The sequence below is a fragment of the Maribacter sp. 4G9 genome (assembly GCF_002742265.1).
Lineage (GTDB): Bacteria > Bacteroidota > Bacteroidia > Flavobacteriales > Flavobacteriaceae > Maribacter.
Genome location: NZ_MDGL01000096.1, coordinates 1 through 23002 on the forward strand (window position 1 = coordinate 1; position 23002 = coordinate 23002).

The 23002-nt window shown below is 41.3% G+C and carries 22 protein-coding genes; 10 read left to right on the forward strand and 12 right to left on the reverse strand.

Going from position 1 to position 23002, the window contains the following annotated elements; genetic code table 11:
- Both BFP75_RS10435 and BFP75_RS10440 read right to left on the reverse strand, forming a co-directional pair.
- Positions 1-817 (reverse strand): IS3 family transposase (locus tag BFP75_RS10435; protein ID WP_099545329.1); only part of this gene is annotated, 817 nt, incomplete at its 3' end.
- Positions 814-1089, reverse strand: coding sequence for a transposase (locus BFP75_RS10440; RefSeq protein ID WP_099545331.1), 276 nt, complete (start codon positions 1087-1089; stop codon positions 814-816). The genes BFP75_RS10440 and BFP75_RS10435, both read right to left, overlap by 4 nt.
- A 305-nt stretch (positions 1090-1394) precedes the next feature.
- On the opposite strand from BFP75_RS10440, the gene BFP75_RS10445 reads away from it, so the two are divergent.
- A complete protein-coding gene (locus BFP75_RS10445; RefSeq protein WP_099545334.1) occupies positions 1395-1676 on the forward strand; it encodes a hypothetical protein in 282 nt (93 codons plus the stop codon).
- A 167-nt stretch (positions 1677-1843) separates the two neighbouring features.
- Here the strand turns inward: BFP75_RS10445 and radA are convergent, their stop codons facing one another.
- The 6 genes from radA to panC all read right to left on the reverse strand — a co-directional run bounded on the left by radA (position 1844) and on the right by panC (position 6925).
- On the reverse strand, positions 1844-3205 hold the full coding sequence (gene radA / locus BFP75_RS10450; RefSeq protein ID WP_099545336.1) for a DNA repair protein RadA: 1362 nt from the start codon (positions 3203-3205) through the stop codon (positions 1844-1846).
- A gap of 43 nt (positions 3206-3248) precedes the next feature.
- Entirely contained in the window at positions 3249-3419 is a 171-nt protein-coding gene (locus BFP75_RS21815; protein WP_158657124.1) for a hypothetical protein, read from the reverse strand.
- A gap of 69 nt (positions 3420-3488) precedes the next feature.
- Entirely contained in the window at positions 3489-4631 is a 1143-nt protein-coding gene (locus BFP75_RS10455) for an alpha/beta hydrolase (protein ID WP_099545338.1), read from the reverse strand.
- 25 nt (positions 4632-4656) lie between these two features.
- On the reverse strand, positions 4657-5622 hold the full coding sequence (locus BFP75_RS10460) for a YbhN family protein (RefSeq protein ID WP_099545340.1): 966 nt from the start codon (positions 5620-5622) through the stop codon (positions 4657-4659).
- Between the two features lie 93 nt (positions 5623-5715).
- Positions 5716-6066, reverse strand: a complete 351-nt coding sequence (panD, locus tag BFP75_RS10465; RefSeq protein ID WP_099545342.1) for an aspartate 1-decarboxylase — start codon at positions 6064-6066, stop codon at positions 5716-5718.
- Between the two features lie 13 nt (positions 6067-6079).
- On the reverse strand, positions 6080-6925 hold the full coding sequence (gene panC / locus BFP75_RS10470) for a pantoate--beta-alanine ligase (RefSeq protein ID WP_099545345.1): 846 nt from the start codon (positions 6923-6925) through the stop codon (positions 6080-6082).
- 103 nt (positions 6926-7028) lie between these two features.
- Here panC and BFP75_RS10475 point away from each other — a divergent pair, with 103 nt between their 5' ends.
- The 8 genes from BFP75_RS10475 (at position 7029) to BFP75_RS10510 (ending at position 19058) form a co-directional block, all read left to right on the forward strand.
- Positions 7029-7838: a glycogen/starch synthase gene (locus tag BFP75_RS10475; RefSeq protein WP_099545347.1), complete on the forward strand. Its 810-nt coding sequence runs from the start codon at positions 7029-7031 to the stop codon at positions 7836-7838.
- Between the two features lie 5 nt (positions 7839-7843).
- Complete coding sequence (locus tag BFP75_RS10480) at positions 7844-9736, forward strand: DUF4270 family protein (RefSeq protein ID WP_099545349.1); 1893 nt, start codon at positions 7844-7846, stop codon at positions 9734-9736.
- 143 nt (positions 9737-9879) lie between these two features.
- The gene (gene glmS / locus BFP75_RS10485) at positions 9880-11724 is read left to right on the forward strand and encodes a glutamine--fructose-6-phosphate transaminase (isomerizing) (RefSeq protein ID WP_099545351.1); all 1845 of its coding nucleotides are present in this window, start codon (positions 9880-9882) and stop codon (positions 11722-11724) included.
- Positions 11725-11913: 189 nt separating this feature from the next.
- Positions 11914-14697, forward strand: coding sequence for a TonB-dependent receptor (locus BFP75_RS10490; RefSeq protein ID WP_099545352.1), 2784 nt, complete (start codon positions 11914-11916; stop codon positions 14695-14697).
- 26 nt (positions 14698-14723) lie between these two features.
- Complete coding sequence (locus BFP75_RS10495; RefSeq protein ID WP_099545379.1) at positions 14724-16358, forward strand: SGNH/GDSL hydrolase family protein; 1635 nt, start codon at positions 14724-14726, stop codon at positions 16356-16358.
- Between the two features lie 169 nt (positions 16359-16527).
- Entirely contained in the window at positions 16528-18036 is a 1509-nt protein-coding gene (atpD, locus tag BFP75_RS10500; protein ID WP_094997066.1) for a F0F1 ATP synthase subunit beta, read from the forward strand.
- A gap of 85 nt (positions 18037-18121) precedes the next feature.
- Entirely contained in the window at positions 18122-18400 is a 279-nt protein-coding gene (locus tag BFP75_RS10505; RefSeq protein ID WP_099545354.1) for a F0F1 ATP synthase subunit epsilon, read from the forward strand.
- Positions 18401-18674: 274 nt separating this feature from the next.
- Entirely contained in the window at positions 18675-19058 is a 384-nt protein-coding gene (locus BFP75_RS10510) for a hypothetical protein (RefSeq protein ID WP_123803393.1), read from the forward strand.
- A 3-nt stretch (positions 19059-19061) separates the two neighbouring features.
- On the opposite strand, the gene BFP75_RS10515 is transcribed toward BFP75_RS10510, so the two are convergent.
- The 4 genes from BFP75_RS10515 to BFP75_RS10530 all read right to left on the reverse strand — a co-directional run bounded on the left by BFP75_RS10515 (position 19062) and on the right by BFP75_RS10530 (position 22195).
- Positions 19062-19265: a helix-turn-helix domain-containing protein gene (locus tag BFP75_RS10515; protein ID WP_099545359.1), complete on the reverse strand. Its 204-nt coding sequence runs from the start codon at positions 19263-19265 to the stop codon at positions 19062-19064.
- Between the two features lies 1 nt (position 19266).
- A complete protein-coding gene (locus BFP75_RS22700; protein WP_099545361.1) occupies positions 19267-19782 on the reverse strand; it encodes a DUF2975 domain-containing protein in 516 nt (171 codons plus the stop codon).
- A gap of 79 nt (positions 19783-19861) precedes the next feature.
- On the reverse strand, positions 19862-20398 hold the full coding sequence (locus tag BFP75_RS10525) for a GNAT family N-acetyltransferase (protein WP_099545363.1): 537 nt from the start codon (positions 20396-20398) through the stop codon (positions 19862-19864).
- The gene (locus BFP75_RS10530) at positions 20399-22195 is read right to left on the reverse strand and encodes a M61 family metallopeptidase (RefSeq protein WP_099545365.1); all 1797 of its coding nucleotides are present in this window, start codon (positions 22193-22195) and stop codon (positions 20399-20401) included. It lies immediately after the preceding gene.
- A 243-nt stretch (positions 22196-22438) separates the two neighbouring features.
- Between BFP75_RS10530 and BFP75_RS10535 the strand changes: the two genes are divergently transcribed.
- Positions 22439-22999: a DUF3575 domain-containing protein gene (locus BFP75_RS10535; protein WP_206073541.1), complete on the forward strand. Its 561-nt coding sequence runs from the start codon at positions 22439-22441 to the stop codon at positions 22997-22999.
- Positions 23000-23002: the final 3 nt, after the last annotated feature.

Consider the following 23002-nt stretch of genomic DNA (forward strand, 5'->3'; position numbering starts at 1 on the left):
CCCCTAGGCTTTGATGCCTTCGTTCATTGTTGTAATACCTAAAATATTCCTCCAGCCCACGGTAGCACTGCAGACCGTCATCGGCCGGGAACAGGTACACTTGTTCGTACTTTACGCTGCGCCATAACCTTTCCACGAATATATTGTCAAGTGCCCTTCCACGCCCATCCATGCTCAACCGTATTGCCCTGTTGGGATCGGTGACCCAATCACAGAACCCGTGCGCGGTAAACTGGCTTCCTTGGTCGGTGTTGAGGATCTCCGGAGAACCGTGTTCCTCTATGGCGGTCTCCAAGGTCTTTCTGCACCATTCAGATGTCATTGTGTTGGAAAGTGACCATCCTACTACATAGCGGCTGTACAGGTCGATTATCCCACAAAGGTACAAATAGCCTCCGCGAACCGGGATATAGGTGATGTCCATGGCCCATACCTGACCAAAGCGCGTTACATCCAGGTTTCTCAAGAGGTATTTATAGATCCTGTGCAGTTCTCCCTTTCCTTTCTTGGAGGTGTTGGGCTTCGGGCCGGTGGCAGATATCCCCATAAGCCTATACAACCGCTCAATGCGCTTTTTGTTGATGCAGTGCCCCATGTCACGGTTGAGCCAGGTAACCATACGGGGGACGCCGAGCCAAGGGTGCAACATGTGCTTTTCATCGATCTGGCGCATCAGTGCCAGATTCAGGTCGGTCTCCTGTTTTGGACGGTAATACGCCCCACTGCGGTGGAGCTCCAAAAGCTCGCACTGGCGCGTTACGCTCAACTTGGAATCCCTATTGACCAGTTCCCTTCTTTGCTTTCTGGACTTACTCATGATGAGGCCTTCTTTAAAAAATCGTTCTCCACCTTGAGCTGTCCTATGGTCTTTAAAAGCCGTTCCTCCATCTCCTCGGACTCCGTTTTGGGATCCTTGGCCCTATTGTCGAATACGCCCTCGCCGTTCTTTAAGAACTGGGTCTTCCAAGTAGTTATCTGCGTAGGGTGGATCTCGTACTTCCTGCCCAGCTCTTGGATGGTAAAACGTTCCGATAGCGCCTCCAGCACCACCTTGAACTTGAATTTCGATGTGTGTTTCCTGCGTGTCATAATACAGTAAATTTAGATTAAAAATTAAACTTAACTTACTGTCCTATTTTTGGGGGGAATTATATCTTAATGCCCAGGATTCTGACTATATCATTACTCAAAATTATGATACAATTTATGGTAAGGTAGGAAAATCTCACTCCACGAATTTTGTCAACTTTAAAAAAGATGGAAATACAATTAGATATAAGGCAAGTTTTGGTGCCATAAGAGGTTTTTATATTTCCAAATCAGATAAACACTATGAAAACGTTGAATTTCCAAAAGGTTGGGAATCTAAAATTAAAAGTGAGTACCTATGGAGAATGACCACAGGAAATCGTATTAAACTATACTATCATGTGGAAGGTTTAGGGTTGGAAGCTGTGCCTTTTCTTTATGTCTTGAAAGAAGGCGTGGATTTAACTACTTTACCAACTGGCGTAGGCTTTGCTAGAAAATTTGCGAATAAGTCAACTTATGACCGTTTAAGACCAATGATATCAGATAATCCAGAAGCATTAAGGGTATTGGATAAAATAGTACCAACAAGAGAAGCCTTTGTTAATTTAATAAATAGATATAATCAATCATTTGAAAATGAATAATAACCTTAGTTTCAGGAATTATAACCTCATTTTATTTTTAGCTTTTTTATTCATCTTTTCTAGTTGCGAAAAGGAAGAAGGGTGTCAATTTGAGATGATTTGTTATCCAAATGGAGGTTGTATTGAAAAACCTATTCCAAATACTTGCTTTTAAGCCTATTTTTCCCTCACCCAAACAAACTACTCACCACATCCTCAATCTTGGCGGCCATTTGCACCTTGATTTTGGTATTCTTTAATCCAATTTTATTGTTTTTGGAAACTACTATGGTGTTATAGCCCAATTTTTCGGCTTCTAGAATGCGCTGTTCCACTCTTTGTACGGGTCGTATTTCACCTGCCAACCCAACTTCCGCGGCAAAGCAGATACCTTTTTCAATGGGAATGTCCTCGTTGCTGGATAATATGGCGGCAATAACTGCTAGGTCAATGGCAGGATCATCCACGGAAATTCCCCCTGTGATATTTAGGAAAACATCCTTGGCACCCAATTTAAATCCGGCCCTTTTTTCCAAAACCGCCAGAAGCATGTTCAAGCGTTTGGCATTGTAGCCCGTAGTGGAACGTTGCGGGGTCCCATAGACTGCGGTACTTACCAAGGCCTGTATTTCAATTAGAAGGGGACGCATCCCTTCTACGGTAGAGGCGATGGCGGTTCCGCTCAACCCTTCATCGTTCTTGGAAATCAACACTTCAGAAGGGTTGTTCACTTCCCTGAGTCCGCTTCCCTGCATTTCATAAATGCCCAATTCCGCCGTAGAGCCAAATCGGTTTTTAAGGGAACGGAGGATTCGGTATACATAGTTTCGGTCGCCTTCAAACTGTAAAACGGTATCCACCATGTGCTCCAAAATCTTGGGTCCGGCAATGGAACCGTCCTTGGTAATATGGCCAATCAAAATAACGGGTGTATTGGTTTCCTTGGCAAACTTGATGAGTTCCGCAGTGCATTCCCTTATTTGGGAAATACTCCCTGCTGCCGACTCAATATAATCCGAATGTAAGGTCTGTATGGAATCGATAACCACAATGTCCGGTTCCGTGGCTTCGATTTGCTTAAAGATGTTCTGGGTCTTGGTTTCCGTCAGTATAAAGCAGGTTTCGCTGTTGGGGTGGATACGGTCCGCCCGCATCTTTATCTGTTTTTGGCTTTCCTCCCCGGAAACATATAAGGTTTTATAAGGAAGTTTCAGTGCAATCTGTAAAAGGAGGGTACTTTTTCCAACACCGGGTTCACCGCCCAACAATACTAAGGCCCCAGGAACCAAACCACCACCCAATACCCTATTGAACTCTAAATCGAAGGTATTGAGGCGTACTTCTTTTTCGGTACTTATTTCGTGGACCAATAGCGGTTTTGAAACTCGTTTTGCTACGGAGTTGGTAGGTTTCCAGCTTGTTTTTTCTTCTTTTTGAACAACTTCCTCCACCACGGTGTTCCACTCCTTACAGGCAGCACATTGTCCCACCCATTTGGCGTATTGCGTGCCACAGTTCTGACAGAAAAAAGCAGTTTTTGTCTTGGCCATCCTTAGCTCATCTGATTTGTGCTAAGGTACTAAGAAGTAGGAATTATTCTTCCTCCGATTGTTTTTTCTTAAACTCCCAGATGGCCATAAAAAAGGAGGCCCATGCCAGGAACAAAGAGAGTATGCTCAGTGCCAGTACTTTATCGCCCTTTAGGCCATAGTAGGTAAAATATACGCCAGCACAGACGTAGTATTTAAAGATGCCTTTAAACATAAATGTAGATTGTAGGTTAGATTTGGGATCTAAGGTTATATTTCTTTGGGAGCGGGGATTTGGTGTAGGTTAAAAACCAAAATCCGCTTTTAATGCGTCCATTTTTTCCAATGCCATTTCTTTAGTTAAAAAATCGATTTCTTCCATCTGAAAAGCTTTTTCAAAGGTCTTCAAGGCCTTTTTGGGCTCACCCATCTGTTCATAATATTCTCCTTCAAAGTAAAAGCCCATCATGGTATCGGGATATTCCTTTTTGCATAATTCCGATAGGGATTTTAGGGACTCAAAATCCTCTTTCTTTCTTACAGCGGCATATATGGCCATGATGTCGTTGAGTTCCACGGGTTTGCTGAACCCGAACAAATCCACAATACCTTGATATTTATTTTCGAGATATTTATATACCGGTTCATCGGATGTTAAGATTTGAGTCTTGTATTCCTTCGGACTGATGGGTTTGAACATGCCAAACACATTATCGAACGCCTTTCCTATGCCGTAGGTGGCCACGGAAATGTGGTCCGCTTTATCATACTTCTCGAAAAAATAGTGCAAGGTTTCCTTGTTCAAAGCCTTTATGCCAGAATCCAATGCCATTATTTGTGGGGTGTCATCGGTTTGTTCCCCTTCTACGATCAATTGGTAGAATATCTGTTTGTCAAAAGTGTTCAATCGCGTGGGAACCCTACTCTCCATTTCCGGGGCCAGGGTTGGCGAGATGCTTACGTAGGCATCAAAAACCGAGTTATCCTTGAACAACCAGTAATTTTGGAAGTTTGCCGTAATGTCGTATCCGAAAATCATTTTAAAAGGAGCGGTGCTATAATTCAGGTCCAAATAGGGGATAAGCTCCATCCCGATAAATTCATAGAACTGCTTCCCTTTTTCGTTTGGGAGCCCAGTTTCCGGATCAAAGGCACAATCTTCCAATCGGATCCCGTTCTTACTTTGGTTCACGCCAACTACAATGCTTTCCGGCATTCCATGAAACTGACTGTAATATTTTGAAACGGCCACGACCTGATCGAAGAGATAATTGGCATCCAGTACCACGATCAAAGGATATTTTTTATTCTCGTCCATGTTGGGAGGGAAGTAATATTGTACATCCCTTCGTTCCTGAAGTTTAAAGGACTCGAAGATCTCCTGTGTAGTTTGGGCACTCCCAACCATCACCAAGAGCAGTGTAAGAGCAGTAAATATGTGACGCATAGGATCTATTTAAACAGTAAACGGTTTATTTGTTTCTGTTCAATAACGGTAATAGGAGAAAAGATATTGCACCAAATACAATGTTCATGAGGGTTTGCGCAATCCACATGATCCATCCAAAGGCGTCGCCGGAAACGGAACTTATTCCAAAAAGCCCCAATGCCTTGCTTACCAATATGGGGAAAAGGCCCACGCCACCATTGGTGGTAGCCATGGCAAAGGCGCCAAAAACAAAGGCCACCATAATTTGGTTTAGGGAAAGGCCCATGGTTTCCGGAACCGTAAATTTTATGACCCACATCATGCCAATGTAGCATACCCATATCAGTAATGTATGGAATACGAACGACCACTTTTTCCTCATTTTAAAAATACTGAAAACACCATCCAATAGACCTTTTACAAAGGACTTGATTTTTAATGCTACTGGGTTATCTGATTTTTTGATGAACATAAAGAAAATCAGGGCGGCCGCCAATCCGGCAATTCCCAAGATTATCAGTCCGCTGGCATTGAATCCCCGTTGTTCAAAAAAGGTGATGATAATATCGGTCTGTAAAAAGAGCGTTATTATAACCACGATCAACAGCATGATCAGATCAATGACCCTTTCTGTGACTATGGTTCCAAAGCCTTTTTCAAAAGGCACCCCTTCATACGTTGACAAGGCTGTTGCCCTTAAAATCTCCCCGGTACGCGGTATCCCTAAATTGGCCAGATAGGCCATGAAAATCATAAGAACGTTGTTGATGAGTTTTGGGCGGTATCCCAAAGGTTCCAAAAGATAGTTCCATCGAATCGCCCTGGATATATGCCCTATGATACCCAACAACAATGATATGGAAACCCAGAATGGATCGGCCTCCTTGATATAAAAAAGAATTTGCTCCCTATTCTCCGGAGAGGTCTTCAAATACCAATACAACACTAAAAACACTCCAATAAGAATGGGAATGATTAATTTTAGGGTCTTTTTCAAGGATTTGTTCACACTATTGGGATACGTTGCAAATCGCTAAGGTAAGTAAGTATTTTTCAAAAGCATATGGAGCATATGAGCGATTTAAAAAAGTAGAAAGCAAACCTATTTCAATAGATTGGTTTTCTCATCTGGGAAAACGAGGCTTGGATTGAATGTTTTGGCTTCCTCTAAAGGCATCCAGGCATAAGTAATCAAAATAAGAACATCCCCTACAGCTACTTTTCTGGCTGCCGCCCCATTTAGGGTGATCTCTCCGCTATTTCTAGGACCTGGTATTACGTAGGTTTCAAGTCGTTCGCCATTGTCATTGTTCACGATCTGGACCTTTTCTCCTTGTATAATATTGGCAGCGTCCATCAAGTCCTCGTCAATGGTAATGCTTCCTATATAGTTCAGGTCTGCTCCTGTTACTTTTACACGATGGATTTTGGACTTTACTACTTGTACTTGCATGGGACAAAATTAATCAATTGAGTGCTATATTGTCAATTAGCCTTACATCCTCGGCATAAACGGCAATAAACGCCCTATATTTTTTGTTCTTTACTTTTCTTTTCAATGGGCTTAACGTTTCTACATCGGCAATTTCAAAATATTCCACCTCAAAATCCCCCTCTTTAAGAAATTGGTTTTTTACCCATTCCTTCACCTTTAAAGCACTTTTCGTGCCAAATTTTTCCTTGGCAGATTGCAAGGTCTTAAATATAAACCCCGCCTTAAGTCGCATTTTTTCGCTCAACCTTTCATTTCTGGAACTCATTGCCAATCCGTGGTCTTCCCTAATAATAGGGCAGGGAATAATATTCACGGGAATTTTCTGTACTTCTACAAGTTTTTTTATGATACGCAGTTGTTGAAAATCCTTTTCTCCAAAATAGGCGTTATTCGGTTTAATTAGGTTGAAAAGTTGCTCCACTATCGTACCTACCCCGTTAAAATGGTCGTCCCTGAATTCTCCTTCCATCACGTTGTCCAAACCCTGAAAATCATATGTTTTTGAGTGGACAGAGCCCTTGTAAATCTCAGATACGGATGGTGCAAAAACAAGAATGTCTGAACCTATGCTTTCAATGAGGGCAAGGTCCTTGGACAGGTCTCTAGGGTATTTCTTAAGGTCCTCTGGATTGTTGAATTGCGTGGGATTAACAAAAATGCTTACTACGACAAGATCATTCTCCTGAACCGCTTTTTTAACCAGTTCCAAATGCCCTTTATGCAGTGCCCCCATGGTTGGAACAAGACCTAACACTTTTGAATTGGACTTACTTTTTAATAGTTTATCAAGTTCATTTTTAGTCTTGATGGGGAGCATGTGAAAACGTGATTAGCGAGCAAACTTACTATAAATACTGGTAATCTCTATATTTTTTGTAATTTTGCACCTGCGTTTCCACGAAAAATAAAAGAAAGTTTTTATGAATGGTAAAAAGGTATTGTTTGTATCTTCTGAATTAGTTCCATACCTCCCCGAAAATGAAGTTTCACATATGTCCTATGAGGCTCCTAGAATGGTCAATAGCAATGGAGGCCAGATCAGGATATTTATGCCGAGGTACGGTAACATCAACGAAAGAAGACATCAATTACACGAAGTGATCCGGTTGTCTGGTATGAACCTTGTCATAAACGACATGGACATGCCGTTAATCATTAAGGTCGCATCCATTCCAAGGGAACGTATACAGGTTTATTTTATTGACAACGAAGAATATTTTAAGCGAAAAGCAACTTTTGCAGATAAAAAAGGAGAACTGTTTCCTGATAATGACCAAAGGGCCATTTTTTTTGCCAAAGGTGTCATGGAAACCGTCAAGAAATTAAATTGGTCACCTGATATCATACATGTGCATGGATGGATGGCCAGTTTGTTGCCGCTATATCTTAAGAAGTATTACGCAGACGAACCACTTTTTGCCGATAGTAAAATAGTCCTTTCCGTCTACGGCAAGACTTTTGAGGGAGAGCTTGATAAGGAGATGATCAAAAGGATCGCTTTTGATGGTATTCCTGAAGAAGAAATAGCCTCATTGGAAAACCCCTCCTATAATAATTTGTTAAAAGTTGCCGTGGATTATTCCGATGCCATTATTTTAGCTTCGGAAGAAATTCCAGAAGATCTAACAACACATATTTCCAACCAAGAAAAACCTGTGTTAGGATATGTCCCTATTCAAGAATTTGAGGAAGCGTATGCTAATTTTTACAACACGGAAGTTTTAAAATAATCTGAATGAACATTTTTCAAAAGCGGGCTATACCCATACTATGTGGGGCTTTTTTAATATCTGCGATATTTTTATCCTGCGAGCAAGACCTGACTACTATAGGTGCTGGAGTAACGGGCGAAAATCCGTTTTCAACGGGAAAGGAGGTATACGATGTGTTCGCCTATAACCGCAATATTGAAGCGGTTAGGACCAATAAGTTGCCCGTTTACCAACTAGGCACCTTTGATGATCCTGTCTATGGAAGGACTACTGCTTCTATTACAACACAATTAAGATTGCCAACCGGCAATCCAACTTTTGGGGTTCTTTCCCAAAGTATAGAAGATAATGCCGCAAGCGATGATTCTGAAACCACCATTGATGAAGATGAAACTGTCAAGGAGGTTTACCTGTATATTCCCTACTTAACCAAAGCGATTTTAAGGGATACGGATAATGATGGTGTTGCCGATGAATTTGATACATTACCTGAGGACCCCAGTAACGATAGTGATGGGGATGGGGCTACCAATGGAGAGGAAAGGACGGCCAATACAGATCCCTTGGATGACCAAAGCGTTGATTTGAATCTTGATGGCCTTAATGATACGGATGATTCCCGAATATTTGCAAATAATTTTGCCAATACAATAGATTTGGACAGCATTTACGTAAATGCTAGAAATTTTGATGACGTGGACGGACCTGTAGTTATTGGACTGAAAGTACAACGATCCACTTATTTTCTTAGGGATTTAGACCCTAACTCCAATTTTCAGGAGGCTCAACAGTACTATTCTAATCAACAATTTGCGCCTACATTTGTATCAGAAGTTTTGTTTGATTCTGATTTAGACGGTAGTATTACGGTGGACAATAAGGAAATTTTAATTCCTGGGGAAGACGATGAAACTACAGAGGATACGGATGAATCATTGATATTTTCCAAGTTGGACCCAGGTATAAGAATTCCCTTGGACCCTGATTTTTTTCAAGACAACATCTTGAATAAGGAAGGTTCTCCAGAACTTTTAAGTCAAGCCAATTTTTCAGAATTCTTAAGAGGAATCCATCTATCCCTTTTGGAATCCATTGGAGAGCCTACAATGCTATTGCTTGATTTGACCCAGGCCAATATTTCCATTACTTATACGTATAATGCCTTCAACTCTGAGGAAGGAGGGCTTGAAGAGCGTGAAAACACGTTTACGTTAGGTTTATTGTCAGGTTCTGCCGCAACAGGATTTTCAGGTAATGCTGTAAACACATATATAAATGACAGTTATCCACAGGATGTCATGGACGCTTTGAATACCCAGCAAAACGCCTCCCGTCTTTTCTTAAAAGGAGCAGCCGGTTTAACTACGGAAATTGAGCTATTTGAACCGGATAACGCTGAGAATATCTTGGAGGAAATTAGGTCCAATAATTGGATAATCAATGAAGCGAACCTGGTGTTCTATGTGGACAGAAGTTATCCGGGTATGGACATGGAGCCTGCAGAGCCGCCTCGCCTCTATTTATATAATTCCGAAACCAACAGCCCCTTGTACAATGTTAATACAGAACCACTGCCAAGTGCGGGGAGTTCACTTGCAACCTATCCAAATTATGATGGGGTCCTTGTAGAGGAAAATGGCCTTGGGTTAAAATATACGGTTAGAATTACGGATTACATTAATAATCTGGTTGTACGGGATTCAGCGAACAGTACATTGGGTCTTACGCTTACGACAAGCATTCAAAACTCCAATGTCCTAAATGCCATATTTGCCAATGGTGAAGAGGAGGATATTCCAATAACCTCCAATCTTACCCCACTAGGTACTGTTTTGTTCGGTAGCAATATCCCTGAAACAGATCCTAACTACAATAAAAGGTTAAAGTTGGAAATAAGCTATACCAAAACTGAATAAGCTTTTCAAAGTTGTCTTATCAGATTTTTTCCATCCAACGTATACACTTTACAGGATTTATTCGTTCAATAAACAGATAACTTATTGAACTTTTGTTCGTTGGATTAATTTTGAACTACTTTTTCTAATTCTAATTAAATAATATGTGCGGAATAGTCGGCTACATTGGACATAGGGATGCCTACCCAATAATCATGAAAGGATTGCAACGATTGGAGTATCGGGGTTATGATAGTGCCGGAATTGCTTTGTATGATGGCAGCCAGATCAATTTGGTCAAAACGAAGGGTAAGGTCGAAGATTTAAGACACAAGGCCAATGGTATTTCCCAAGACGGCTCCATAGGAATTGGCCATACAAGGTGGGCCACCCATGGGGTTCCAAATGACGTGAATTCCCATCCACACTATTCCAATTCAGGCGATTTGGTTATTATCCATAATGGAATCATAGAAAACTATGAATCCATTAAAAAGGAGTTGACCAAACGGGGCTATACTTTTACATCGGATACGGACACAGAGGTACTAGTAAACCTTATTGAAGAAGTAAAGAAAACTGAAGATGTTAAGCTGGGACAAGCTGTCCAAATTGCATTGAATCAAGTAGTAGGAGCGTATGCCATTGCTGTTTTCGATAGAAAGAAGCCCGATGAGATCGTTGTTGCGAAATTGGGAAGTCCTTTGGCCATTGGAATTGGGGAAAACGAGTTTTTTATCGCTTCGGATGCATCTCCTTTTATTGAATTTACCAATAATGCCGTATACCTTGAAGACGAGGAAATGGCTATTATTAGACTTGGGAAGGAGATTAAACTTAGAAAGATTAAGAATGATGCCATAGCCTATCCAAGAATTCTGGAACTCCAAATGAACTTGGAGGAAATAGAAAAAGGAGGTTATGACCACTTTATGCTAAAGGAAATATATGAACAACCTAGGGCCATAAAGGACACTTATAGAGGAAGGCTACTTGCGGACCAAGGAATAATTAGAATGGCGGGGATTGACCAAAATCTGGAAAAATTCATGAATGCCAATAGGATTATCATTGTTGCCTGTGGTACATCTTGGCATGCGGGTCTTGTAGCGGAATATATATTTGAGGATTTGGCCAGAATTCCTGTTGAGGTAGAATATGCATCGGAGTTTAGATATCGAAACCCTGTTATTACGGACAAAGATGTGCTTATTGCCATTTCACAATCCGGGGAAACAGCAGATACCTTGGCTGCAATAAAGTTGGCGAAGGAGAAAGGGGCCTTTGTATTTGGTGTTTGCAACGTAGTGGGTTCTTCCATTGCTCGCGAATCAGATGCCGGAGCATATACGCATGCCGGACCGGAAATAGGTGTGGCTTCTACAAAAGCCTTCACCACCCAGATAACAGTATTAACGTTGTTGGCGCTAAAGCTGGCCAAGGAGAAGGGTACTTTTTCTGAAACAAAATTCCACGAATTCCTTACCGAGTTGGAGACAATACCCAAAAAGGTTGAAAAGGCACTGGAAGCCAATCCATTGATAGAGATTATCGCCAATGTATATAAGGATTCGCCCAATTGCCTTTATTTGGGTAGGGGGTATAATTTCCCAGTGGCATTGGAAGGTGCTTTGAAATTAAAGGAAATAAGCTATATCCATGCAGAAGGATATCCCGCTGCTGAAATGAAACATGGACCTATTGCATTGATAGACGAGCATATGCCCGTTTTTGTAATTGCCACTAAAAAGGGGCATTATGAAAAAGTAGTCAGTAACATCCAGGAAATAAAATCCAGAAAGGGAAAGATTATTGCCATTGTAACGGAAGGTGATGAACAGGTAAAGGAGTTGGCAGATCACGTCATAGAAGTTCCAGAGACCTTGGAAAGTCTTTCGCCGTTGCTAACAACAATTCCACTGCAATTAATTTCCTATCACATTGCCGTAATGCGCGGGTGTAACGTAGACCAGCCCAGAAACTTGGCAAAATCAGTGACTGTAGAGTAAAATCGAAAAACTTAGAAGAAAAAGGACGCAATTTGCGTCCTTTTTTGTTTTTGGATTGTGATTACCTATAAAATATAGTAGCAATTTTATTAAAATAATACTATGCATGCATAATTTTTTTCAAATTCCTATTTTTGGTATAAAATTATCTGTATCTTCATCTGCGAAAAATTTTAACTCAAATTTAGAATGAGAACAATACTACTGTTAGCATTGATTTTGTTTGGAACGGCAGGTTTTGCGCAGACTACAATCAATGGAAACGTCGTTGACCAAAACGGCGAGCCAATTCCTGGAGCCAACATTGTCATTGTAGGCAAGGCCATTGGGACTACTACCGATTTTGACGGTAATTTTGTGTTACAGACTTCTGAAGTTCCTCCATTTCAGTTAAGTATTACGAGCATTGGGTATACCGATGGACTCCAAAACATTACCTATGATAACCAGACTGTACGGGTTGTTTTATCCGAAGCCCAAACGTTCTTGGACGAGGTAGTGATTTCTGCATCCAGAACTCCCGAAAGGATTTTCGAATCTCCGGTCACTGTGGAAAGAATGGGTATAGAAACGATAAAAAATACGGCTTCGGCCGATTTTTATAGTGGTCTCGAAAACCTGAAAGGCGTTGATGTGAACACCAATAGTTTAACCTTTAAGTCGGTAAATACTAGAGGGTTTGCAACATTCGCAAATACCCGGTTCATGCAGTTGGTGGATGGGATGGACAACTCCACACCGGCCTTGAACTTCCCTATTGGGAACTTGGTAGGTATGATAGAACCTGATGTTCTTAGTGTAGAATTGTTACCAGGGGCAGCATCAGCATTATATGGAGCCAATGCTTTTAATGGTATCCTATTTATGAGAAGTAAAAGCCCATTTGATTATCAAGGTATTAGTGTTTCGGTAAAACAAGGTGTTACTTCCCAGGAAGCTGCTGGCACCAATTCTTATACGGATGTGGGAGTGCGCGCCGCCCATAAGTTCAGTGATAAGTTTGCCATAAAATGGAATTTCGGGTATCTGGATGGTACCGATTGGGCCGCTAACAGCACTGTTGACAAATTTGTGCCTGGGCGCACAAGGGATGCCTTAAATTATGATGGTATAAATGTCTACGGGGACGAAGTGTCTACGGATATAAAAGATGTGGCCGTAACCTTGGAAGGCTTGGGAATCCTTCCAAATGGAGCAAACGCCTTGGTCCCTTCAGTGGAAGTTAGCCGTACTGGCTACAATGAGGGCGATTTGACAAACTATACCGCCCGAAGTATTAAATCAGACTGGGGACTTTACTATAGACCGATAGAGGGCAACAACCTAGAGATTTCCTATGTAGGTAAAATAGGTACTGGAAATACCATTTACCAAGGCACCAACCGTTATAACATAGCGAATTTTTTTCAAGAACAACATAAATTGGAACTTAGGAACGACAATTTTTTCCTAAGAGGTTATGTAGTATCCGATAAAGCGGGAGATTCCTATGATATGGTATTTACTGGAATCAATATTAACAGGTCGTGGAAGGATGACAATACTTGGTTTGGTGAATATACGGGTACTTTTGTGCAGGCGACATTGGCTGGTGCCACGGAGGAGCAGGCCCATGCTGCCGCTAGGGCCCAGGCAGAGTCCGGTAGATTTTTACCAGGGTCACCAGAGTTCCAATCTGCCTTCAACAGAGTAATAAAAGATCCAGATTTATCAAGAGGTTCACAGTTTAGGGACGCCTCAAAATACTATCATGCAGATGCCAACTATAATTTTGGACATCTTTGGGATTGGGCCGAAGTACAAATAGGGGGGTCGTTTAGACAATACAGCCTTAATTCCTTCGGAACTATCTATACAGATTCCGATGGCCCCATAGATTATTCAGAGTACGGACTTTACACGCAGGTTCAAAAGAAGATTGAAATGCAAAACGAGCGTAGTTTAAAATTAACCGCCTCGGTCCGATATGATAAAAATGAATTTTTTGATGGCTTTTTCTCCCCTAGGTTTTCGGCAGGGTATACCTTAAATAGGGACCATAATATTAGGGCGTCCATACAAACCGGTTTTAGAAACCCTACCACTCAGGATTTTTTTATCGGCTTGGATGCGGGTAGGGCCATTTTGGTCGGTGCCGCACCAGATAACTTGGATAGGTATCAAAGGACATTTGATGTTAGTGGAGGAGGACAATTGTTGGGCCAACCCTCCAGTATTGTTCAAACGGGTAGGGCCGCTTACGAGAATTCTTACACTGCAGAATCTGTTTTGAGGTTATCGGAAACAGGAAACCCGGCAGTACTTGAGATTGCTAATCCGGATGTGGTACAGCCAGAGCAGGTTACATCGGCCGAGGTAGGCTATCGTGGGAAGGTCAAAAAATTAGTCATAGACTTAAGTGCCTATTACAATAGTTATAGTAACTTTTTGGCACCTGAGGCTGTGATAGCTCCCTATTATGGTACGGTTGGTGATGGGTCTTTGTCTGTGGCGGCCATATCAAATCGTGATTTTCAGACCTATCAGGCCTATACCAATTCAGATGTAAACATCAATTCCTATGGAGCTTCTTTAGGGCTTACCGCAAAGGTTTTAGGTGATTTTGACCTAAGTGGAAGCTATACGTATGCGAAGTTGGATTTTGATAGGGTAGCCAATCCTGATTTCCAAGTGGGCTTTAACACTCCGGAACATCAGTTTAAGGCTTCTTTTGGTAATGCAGAGCTGTTCAAGAATTTTGGGTTCAATATAAACTATCGCTTTAGTGATGACTATTACTGGGAGGCTACTTTTGGTAATGGGGTCGTTCCGGAATTCCATGTGGTGGATGCGCAAATAAATTATACAGTACCTAGCATCAAATCTACCTTTAAGATTGGTGGCAACAACTTGTTGGGCGATGAATACTTTACGGCCTTCGGAACTGGATTTATCGGGTCTATGTATTATCTGTCATGGACAATCAACAATTAAAAATGAAATTTAAATTCCGTTTAGAAATGAAAAGAATTACCTATATATTTTTATCCTCCCTTCTATTGGTCTTTACTAATTGTAACGACCCGGAGGATGTAGATCTGGACCCAATTATTGAACCTGAAGCCAAACCGGAACTTACGGCAGGCTCAGCTGATTTTTCAAATTTTAATTCTTTGGGAAATTCTCTAACAGCGGGTTTTACGGATGGTGCGCTTTTTCAGGCAGGGCAAAATTTTTCTTTACCCAATATTCTTTCCCAAAAATTTGCACTCGCTGGAGGAGGGAATTTTGTACAACCCCTTACTAGTGATAATCTTGGAGGCTTGGCCGCAGGCGGTAATAGAATTCAAGGACCAAGATTGGTGTTTGGAGGTGCTGGCCCAGTACCACTTGAATCCATTATTGGTGCCGTAACGGTGGGTACGGATATTGTTTTGAACAATCCAACGGGACCTTTTAACAATTTGGGTGTACCTGGGGCCAAAAGCTTTCATTTGTTAGCTCCTGGCTACGGAAATTTGGGTAATGTATCCCTAGGTTTGGCCAATCCTTATTTTGTTCGCATGACGGGTTCAACGCCAAATATCAGTGTTCTGGAAATGGCCGTAAGCCAATCTCCATCTTTCTTTTCTTTGTGGATCGGAAACAATGATGTACTTGGTTTTGCCACTACAGGAGGTGATGGGACCAACCCTATAACTCCGATCGATGGCCCTCCAGGAGTTGGTTTTGCAAATACCTATGGCGCTTTGATTCAAACACTCACATCCGGCGGGGCTCAAGGTGTGGTAGCCAATATACCGGATGTAACGAGTATACCTCATTTTACGACCGTGCCACATAACCCATTGGACCCCACCAACGAGTCATTTGGGCCATTGATTCCCACCTTGAATGGAATATTTGGGCAGTTGAATCAAGTGTTTGCCTTTTTGGGCGTACCTGAGCGATCTATTGAATTTTCCACCACGGCGGCCAGTGAGGTCATAATCCAAGATGAAACATTAACGGACCTCTCCGCGCAAATTGCGGGAGTACTGAATGCCAGTCTTACGTTCCCCGCTTTTGTGCAATCCTTTGGCTTGCCGGCGCAAGCGGCTCCTTTAGTGGCCAATTTGTTAGGGACAACCTATGGGCAGGCACGTGAGGCTACGGAAGACGATTTGTTTGTCTTGCCCTCTTCGGCCGTTATTGGTCAGCCAAATCTAGAGGTGGCCGGTGCTTTAATGGCCCAGGGACTTTCCCAAGAATTGGCGGGACAATTTTCAGTGGAGGGCATTACCTTGCCCCTTGCCGACAAATGGGTACTACTACCTAGTGAGCAAGAGGAAATTGCGACGGCAACAGATGCTTTTAACCAAATAATATCCGCGGCTGCCAGTCAGGCCGGATTGGCATTCGTTGACGCCAATGCCCTTTTGAACCAATTGGCGAATGGCGGTATTACCAGTGGGCAATATACTCTAACGGCCAGTTTGGTAACCGGTGGGGCTTTTTCATTGGATGGTATTCATCCAACGGCTAGGGGATATGCGCTATTGGCCAATGAATTCATGAAGGCCATCGATGCTACATATGGTTCCAATTTTGAGGATTCAGGCAATTTGGTGAATGTGGGGGATTATCCTACCAACTTTTCACCAACGCTGCAATAGCTTAAAAATGGTAAGAACTAACAAAAAGATGCATTTTAGTGCATCTTTTTTGTTTTGGAAAAAACCCAAAAAAACAATTTTTGTTTAAAATGGAAAGACATATCTTTGCAGCCTGAAAATCAGAGCATTTTTTAAGATATTTTTAAAGTAATATATAAACAGAATAGTAATGTCAAAAGTTACAGGTAAAGTTTCGCAAATCATTGGACCCGTGGTTGATGTAGAATTTCAGTCGGGGGATGACCTTCCTAAAATCTATGACTCCTTGGAGATAACCAATAAGGACAATTCAAAATTGGTTTTGGAAGTTCAGTCGCATGTTGGAGAGAATACCGTTAGGACCATTTCAATGGATTCTACCGACGGATTGAGTAGGGGAACTGAAGTCGTTGCTACAGGTGCTGCGATTCAGATGCCTATAGGGGATGATGTGTACGGACGTCTGTTTAATGTTATTGGTGATGCCATTGATGGATTGGGCAATTTGCCCAAATCTGGTAAGGATGGTTTGCCTATTCACAGGGAAGCCCCAAAGTTTGAGGACCTTTCCACTTCTACAGAGGTACTTTTCACCGGTATTAAAGTTATCGATTTGATCGAACCTTATGCAAAGGGTGGTAAGATTGGTCTTTTTGGTGGTGCCGGTGTTGGAAAAACGGTTTTGATCCAAGAATTGATCAATAACATTGCCAAAGGACACGGTGGACTTTCCGTATTCGCAGGTGTAGGTGAAAGAACCCGTGAAGGAAACGACTTGCTTCGTGAAATGTTGGAGTCCGGTATTATTAAATACGGTGATGATTTTATGCACTCTATGGAAGAAGGTGGATGGGACTTGTCCAAAGTGGATAAAAAGGCCATGAAGGATTCCAAAGCGACCTTTGTTTTTGGACAGATGAACGAGCCACCTGGAGCTCGTGCCCGTGTAGCGCTTTCCGGTTTGACCATAGCTGAATATTTCCGTGACGGTTCAGGGGAAGGACAAGGAAAGGACGTTCTTTTCTTTGTTGATAATATTTTTAGATTTACACAAGCAGGCTCAGAGGTATCTGCATTGTTAGGTCGTATGCCTTCTGCGGTGGGTTACCAACCAACCTTGGCTACGGAGATGGGTGCCATGCAGGAACGAATTACTTCGACCAAAAGAGGTTCCATTACATCTGTACAGGCGGTTTACGTACCTGCGGATGACTTAACGGATCCGGCTCCCGCAACTACTTTTGCCCACTTGGACGCTACAACGGTACTTTCCAGAAAGATTGCCGAGTTGGGTATCTACCCAGCGGTAGACCCCTTGGATTCCACTTCCAGGATTTTGACTCCGGAGATTTTAGGAAAAGACCATTATGGATGTGCGCAACGTGTTAAAGAGTTGTTGCAACGCTATAAGGAACTTCAGGATATTATTGCGATTCTTGGTATGGAAGAATTGTCCGAAGAGGATAAGTTGGCGGTAGGTAGAGCGAGACGTGTACAGCGTTTTCTATCCCAACCCTTCCACGTTGCCGAGCAGTTTACGGGTATCCCAGGAGTCTTGGTAGATATTAAGGAGACCATAAAAGGGTTTAATATGATTATGGACGGTGAGTTGGATCACTTGCCAGAGTCGGCCTTCAACCTCAAAGGTACTATAGAAGAAGCTATCGAAGCTGGAGAAAAAATGCTTGCCGAAGCGTAAATAGTTAATAGTTTAAAGTTATTTGTTCATAGTTTTAGTTACTTGTGCTCTTAACTTTTAACTTAAAACTCATAACTAGAGAAGTATGTATTTAGAAATTGTATCGCCCGAGGCAACTTTATTTTCAGGAGAGGTGACTTCTGTAACCGTTCCCGGAATAAACGGGGAATTTCAAATGTTGCAAAACCATGCACCCATTGTTTCCCTTTTGCAGGAAGGAAAGGTAAAGGTTCAAGGTAATGTCTCCTTGGATGAGGAATATGCCTCTAAATTCACCAAAGATCAAAATGGAAATACGGTTTTGGAGATTTCCAGTGGTACCGTGGAACTTAAAGATAATAAAGTGATTGTTTTGGCGGATTAAAAGGCCTCCCCTAACCCCTCCAAAGGAGGGAGACTAGAAACAGAAAAAACCAACTCGAAAGAGTTGGTTTTTTTATATTGCGATATTAAATTATTTAATTCTGAATAAAAAGGACAAACTGGAAATAAGCGAAGGTAGGCCATCTGTATTACAATTGAGCATGGGTGCTTTGGCTTTTAGCCTTGTAATTTTTTTCCTAATTATTTTTATAACAGGACATAATATATTGCGACCTGAATTTGTTTATCAAAAATTTCAGTTAGGGAATTTGTACATGGCGATAGTTATGGCCGGAATGGGTGTACTTTTGAGTAAAAGTACCAGCATAGTTTTGGATAAAGCAAACGAAAGGCTTCAAACGCGTTGGCATATTGGTAGGTTTGGATATGGAAAATGGGAAGAACTGCCACCTGTGGATTATATCTCAGTTTTTAAGGCACAAAAGACATACTCCATAAATTTTGATACAAGGGCTCCTGTAAGATATGAAGTGAATATATGGTTACGAAAAGGAGGCCGAAAACGTGTCTATTTTAGCTATGATGATGATGTCGCTTTAAATATGGGTATTGAGATAGCTAATTTTTTGAAAGTTGACCTTTGGGATGCTACGGACCCATATAATAAAACAAAAATTCCATTTACGGGTCAACAGTGATTTTTATTTTAAATATTCCAATAAATCCCCAGGTTGGCATTCCAGTTCCTTGCAGATTGCTTCAAGCGTTGAGAACCGAATGGCTTTTGCTTTTCCAGATTTCAATATGGATAGGTTGGCTTCCGTTATACCAATGGCTTCAGCAAGTTCCTTGCTCTTCATTTTCCGTTTTGCCAACATGACATCCAAGTTTACAACGATCCCCATACTAAATCGTTAAATCGTTTTCTGATTGAACCTTTAGGCCTCTTTTAAAAATTGCGGCAACAAAGAGCAAAAACACACCGAAAATTAAACTAAGAATCAAATTATGGATTCCATTCATTATTGAAATATTCAGTATTATGAGTCGTAACGATAAATATACTATTGGAAAAACCAATAAATTGATGATTGCCAGTACTTTTAAATGACGAATGGCGGCTGCATTAAAAAGAACTGCCGACTTGAATGATTTCAAAATCATTGACAAACTGTAAAGAAATCCACCACAGTAAATCAAAATTAGTGTGATGCTTGTTATGATGGAAGTTTTATTATCACCCTTGATGTCAAAGTAGGATAATAGTGGAAATGGAATGGTAAAACGCCCACCTTTTAGTTCATAATTGCCAATAATAAAGGAAAGTAAAATAAAAAGTGCCAAGACTAAGGAGCCAATGGCCCCAAAACGGAAAACATAGAACAAATAACTTGAGACTGATTTTGGCCCGAATATTTTCATAATGTGAATTATTGTTTAACAATAACAAATATAAAATAATTATTGAAAAACAATAATAAAGTATTGTAAAAAGGAAATATTATTTCCAATCCCAATAGATCAGTTCCCAAGAAATGTCCCCAGAAACATGGGTTTGAAGTATTTCGAATCCCACACTTAAATGGGCATTTAGGGAACGCTGGTTGCTTGTTGCCACTTCGGTTAACAATCCATCGTAGTCTTTTTCAAGTTCTTGTCTGTAATAAGTATACATGCCTTTAAAAACACCTTGGGCCCTAAATTCATTGGCAACACAGATTTGTCCCATAGCCAGGTATTTTTTTCCGGCCAAGAGAATATCCGCCATTTTGAACATGGGGGAAAGCAAAGGAATATCGGCACTAAATTTTCGGGTCATGCAGAGGGCATATCCCTTGACTTTACCATCAACTTTAGCGATGACATGCGGGCAATCCATATTCATCCTTATTAATAGTTCAAAGGAATGGATTACGGTTACAAAGCCCTCCTTTGACTTTTCTTCATCAGAAAGGAAACTTGGTGTATTGTTTTGTTGAAGCGCCAGGATGCCATGCAGTTCCTCGTCCGATGTGGCGCGACAGTAGTGTATATCCATCTATTTCAGCTTTAACCAGTCCTTCCTGGCATCGTGTTGCTTTTTTGTCAATTCATCCCCTTCTTTCTCCGAAGGATAAATAACATAGGTGGGACTGGAAACCAATTTTACTTGGGTTGTTTTAGGCTGTCCAAATCTTTCAAATTCAATTTTTAGGACATCTCCTGGGTTAAATTGGGATAGGAAGTCATCAAAGTGTTGCCCATCAGGAAATGCGCCCCCATTCATGGAGGTAATAATGTCCCCTTTATCCAAACCTGCTATATAGGCGGGACTTCCCATTTTTGGATTCGTGGTTATTTCGCCATGGCCGTCTCCATTCAAACGCGCAGAAATTCCCAAATAAGCCGACTCAGCCTTTGTTTCAAGTTTTATACCTACTATTTCAAAAAGGCTTTTGTAATCCGGCATTTCGCTTTTATAGATATAGGAATTAAAGAAAGCATCGCCAAACTCTTTTCCAGCATATTCCCTTAATGTGTTTTGTAAGTCCTTTATTTTATACGGTGTTTGTGTCTTGCCATATTTTATCCAAACCAATTTCATATAATTATCCAGATCCAATCCTTTTTCCCTTAAGGCAAGGTCTAGGGCCATGCCCAAAACACTACCATACGAATAATAGGAAATGAACATATTCTCCCTATTTACGGGATCCACCGAGGTGGCGGCATCTACAAAAGGTGCCTGGTAGCTCATCTCTATGGGATTGAAAAATTGTCTGGCCGGTGAGTTCCATACATAATTGAAAGTTCCCGCTAGACCTTCTATATATTCCTCAGGAGCCATTAATCCCGCCCTGCAGAGTATTAGGTTTGTGTAATAACTTGTAAAACCTTCGGCGAACCATAGGGTCCCGCTCATATTCGCTTCTTCAAAGTCAAAGGGTTCCAAACTTTGGGGACGTATCCTTTCCACGTTCCAAGCGTGAAAAAACTCGTGGGACACCGTGCCAATGTTGCCTTCCATTCCACCATCGGCCAAGCTCCTAGTACTTGTAAGTATGGTGGAGTTCCTATGCTCCATACCGTCGCCCGATGCATTGGGGATATAACAGGCCAGAAACGTATATCGGCCATAATCGAAAGTGGGCAATTCACCATATACCTCTTTTTCTGCCAGGACAGTTTTTTTTACCTTTTCAAAATAAGTATCCAGTTCCTCATCCGTACCATTGTGGTGGAGAACAAACTGGATTTTTTGTCCGTCTACATCAAATTCCCTTATACCAAAATCACTGATTTCTACGGGACTGTCCATAAAATATTGCAAATTTGGAGCTGTGTAGGTAGTTCCTGACACCAAATGCAACTGTGTGGCGACCTTCCAATTCAAATCTTCTCTTGTATCAAAAGTGACTTCGATAGGTCTTTCCTCCAAACTTGGCGCATACATAAACGTGGCAGGAATATTCAAATGGGCATGGGTTTCATCCACTTGGGAATATGTGCCGTCCCCACGGTTGGCGTATAATAGATACTCGATTTTAACGGTACCGTCATGACCAAAAACTTGCCACTGATAGGGGTCCGGCCTATGTACTTTTAGGGAATTTCCTTTGCCGTCATACGCTTTAAACCCATACACATTCTTGGCAAATTCGTGAAGGGCATACCTTCCCGGGGAAGTCCTGCTCATACGTACCGATAGGGTATCTGTGGTAACGGCCGGAAAAGTCGCCGAAACCAAGGCTTCATGATGTATGGCATTTTCAAAGGTGATTTCATACATGTTCATCTGAGCATAAGAGAAAATACCTATGAAGAAAAAGAGACCCAGTAACCAATATTTTTTCATAAAGCCCTATTCAAATTCAAGGATTAAATATATGGAATAATTGTACTTTACATTAATATAACATTACGTTAATCTAATAGGAAAGCAACCATTTATAATTTAGGCATCTTAAAAGCTGTGTTGATTATTTTTTAGGCAACCCAATAATAAAAATTAACAACTTCGCAAGTAACGATTGAACATGTGGCCTAATAAAAAATACGTATGAGGAACCCCCATTTTGTTTTGTTTTGTACTTGTTTTATGGTGCTATCTTCTTTTGGTCAAAAGGAGGACCTAGAAAAAAACAGGACCATTACCCTATTCAAGAATCAAATTTCCAGCAACCTTCCATATTTTTTAGTGAACAGTGTGGAACTAAATTATGAACGTATACTAGGACGTAAGTTTGCATTGGGGATAGGATGGGCATCCTATGGTGATGGTTTTAACAAGTTGGATGTTGCGGGAAATGGATACGCTCAAAGGGCCAATTTTGAGATAAATCCCTTTGGAAGATTCTATTTTAATGGTAACAATAAAAAAAGCCACTTTTTAGAAATCTTTGCTTCCCTAAACAAGAATGAAAGTAGCGATATTTTTGTACGAAATACTACTCCTGAAGGTTATGGGGTCTATGAAAAGGGAACCATAGTAACAAAGGATTTTGGAATGGGCATTGGTTATGGATATCGATTTCTTTTCGCAAAGGATAGACTTTCCCTTGAAGGGCAAATTGGTTTACGCACCAATTTTGAAACGTATTGGTTTGTTGTCCAATCTTCATTGGTAAGAACCGGGATAAGGATAGGATATAGATTTTAATCC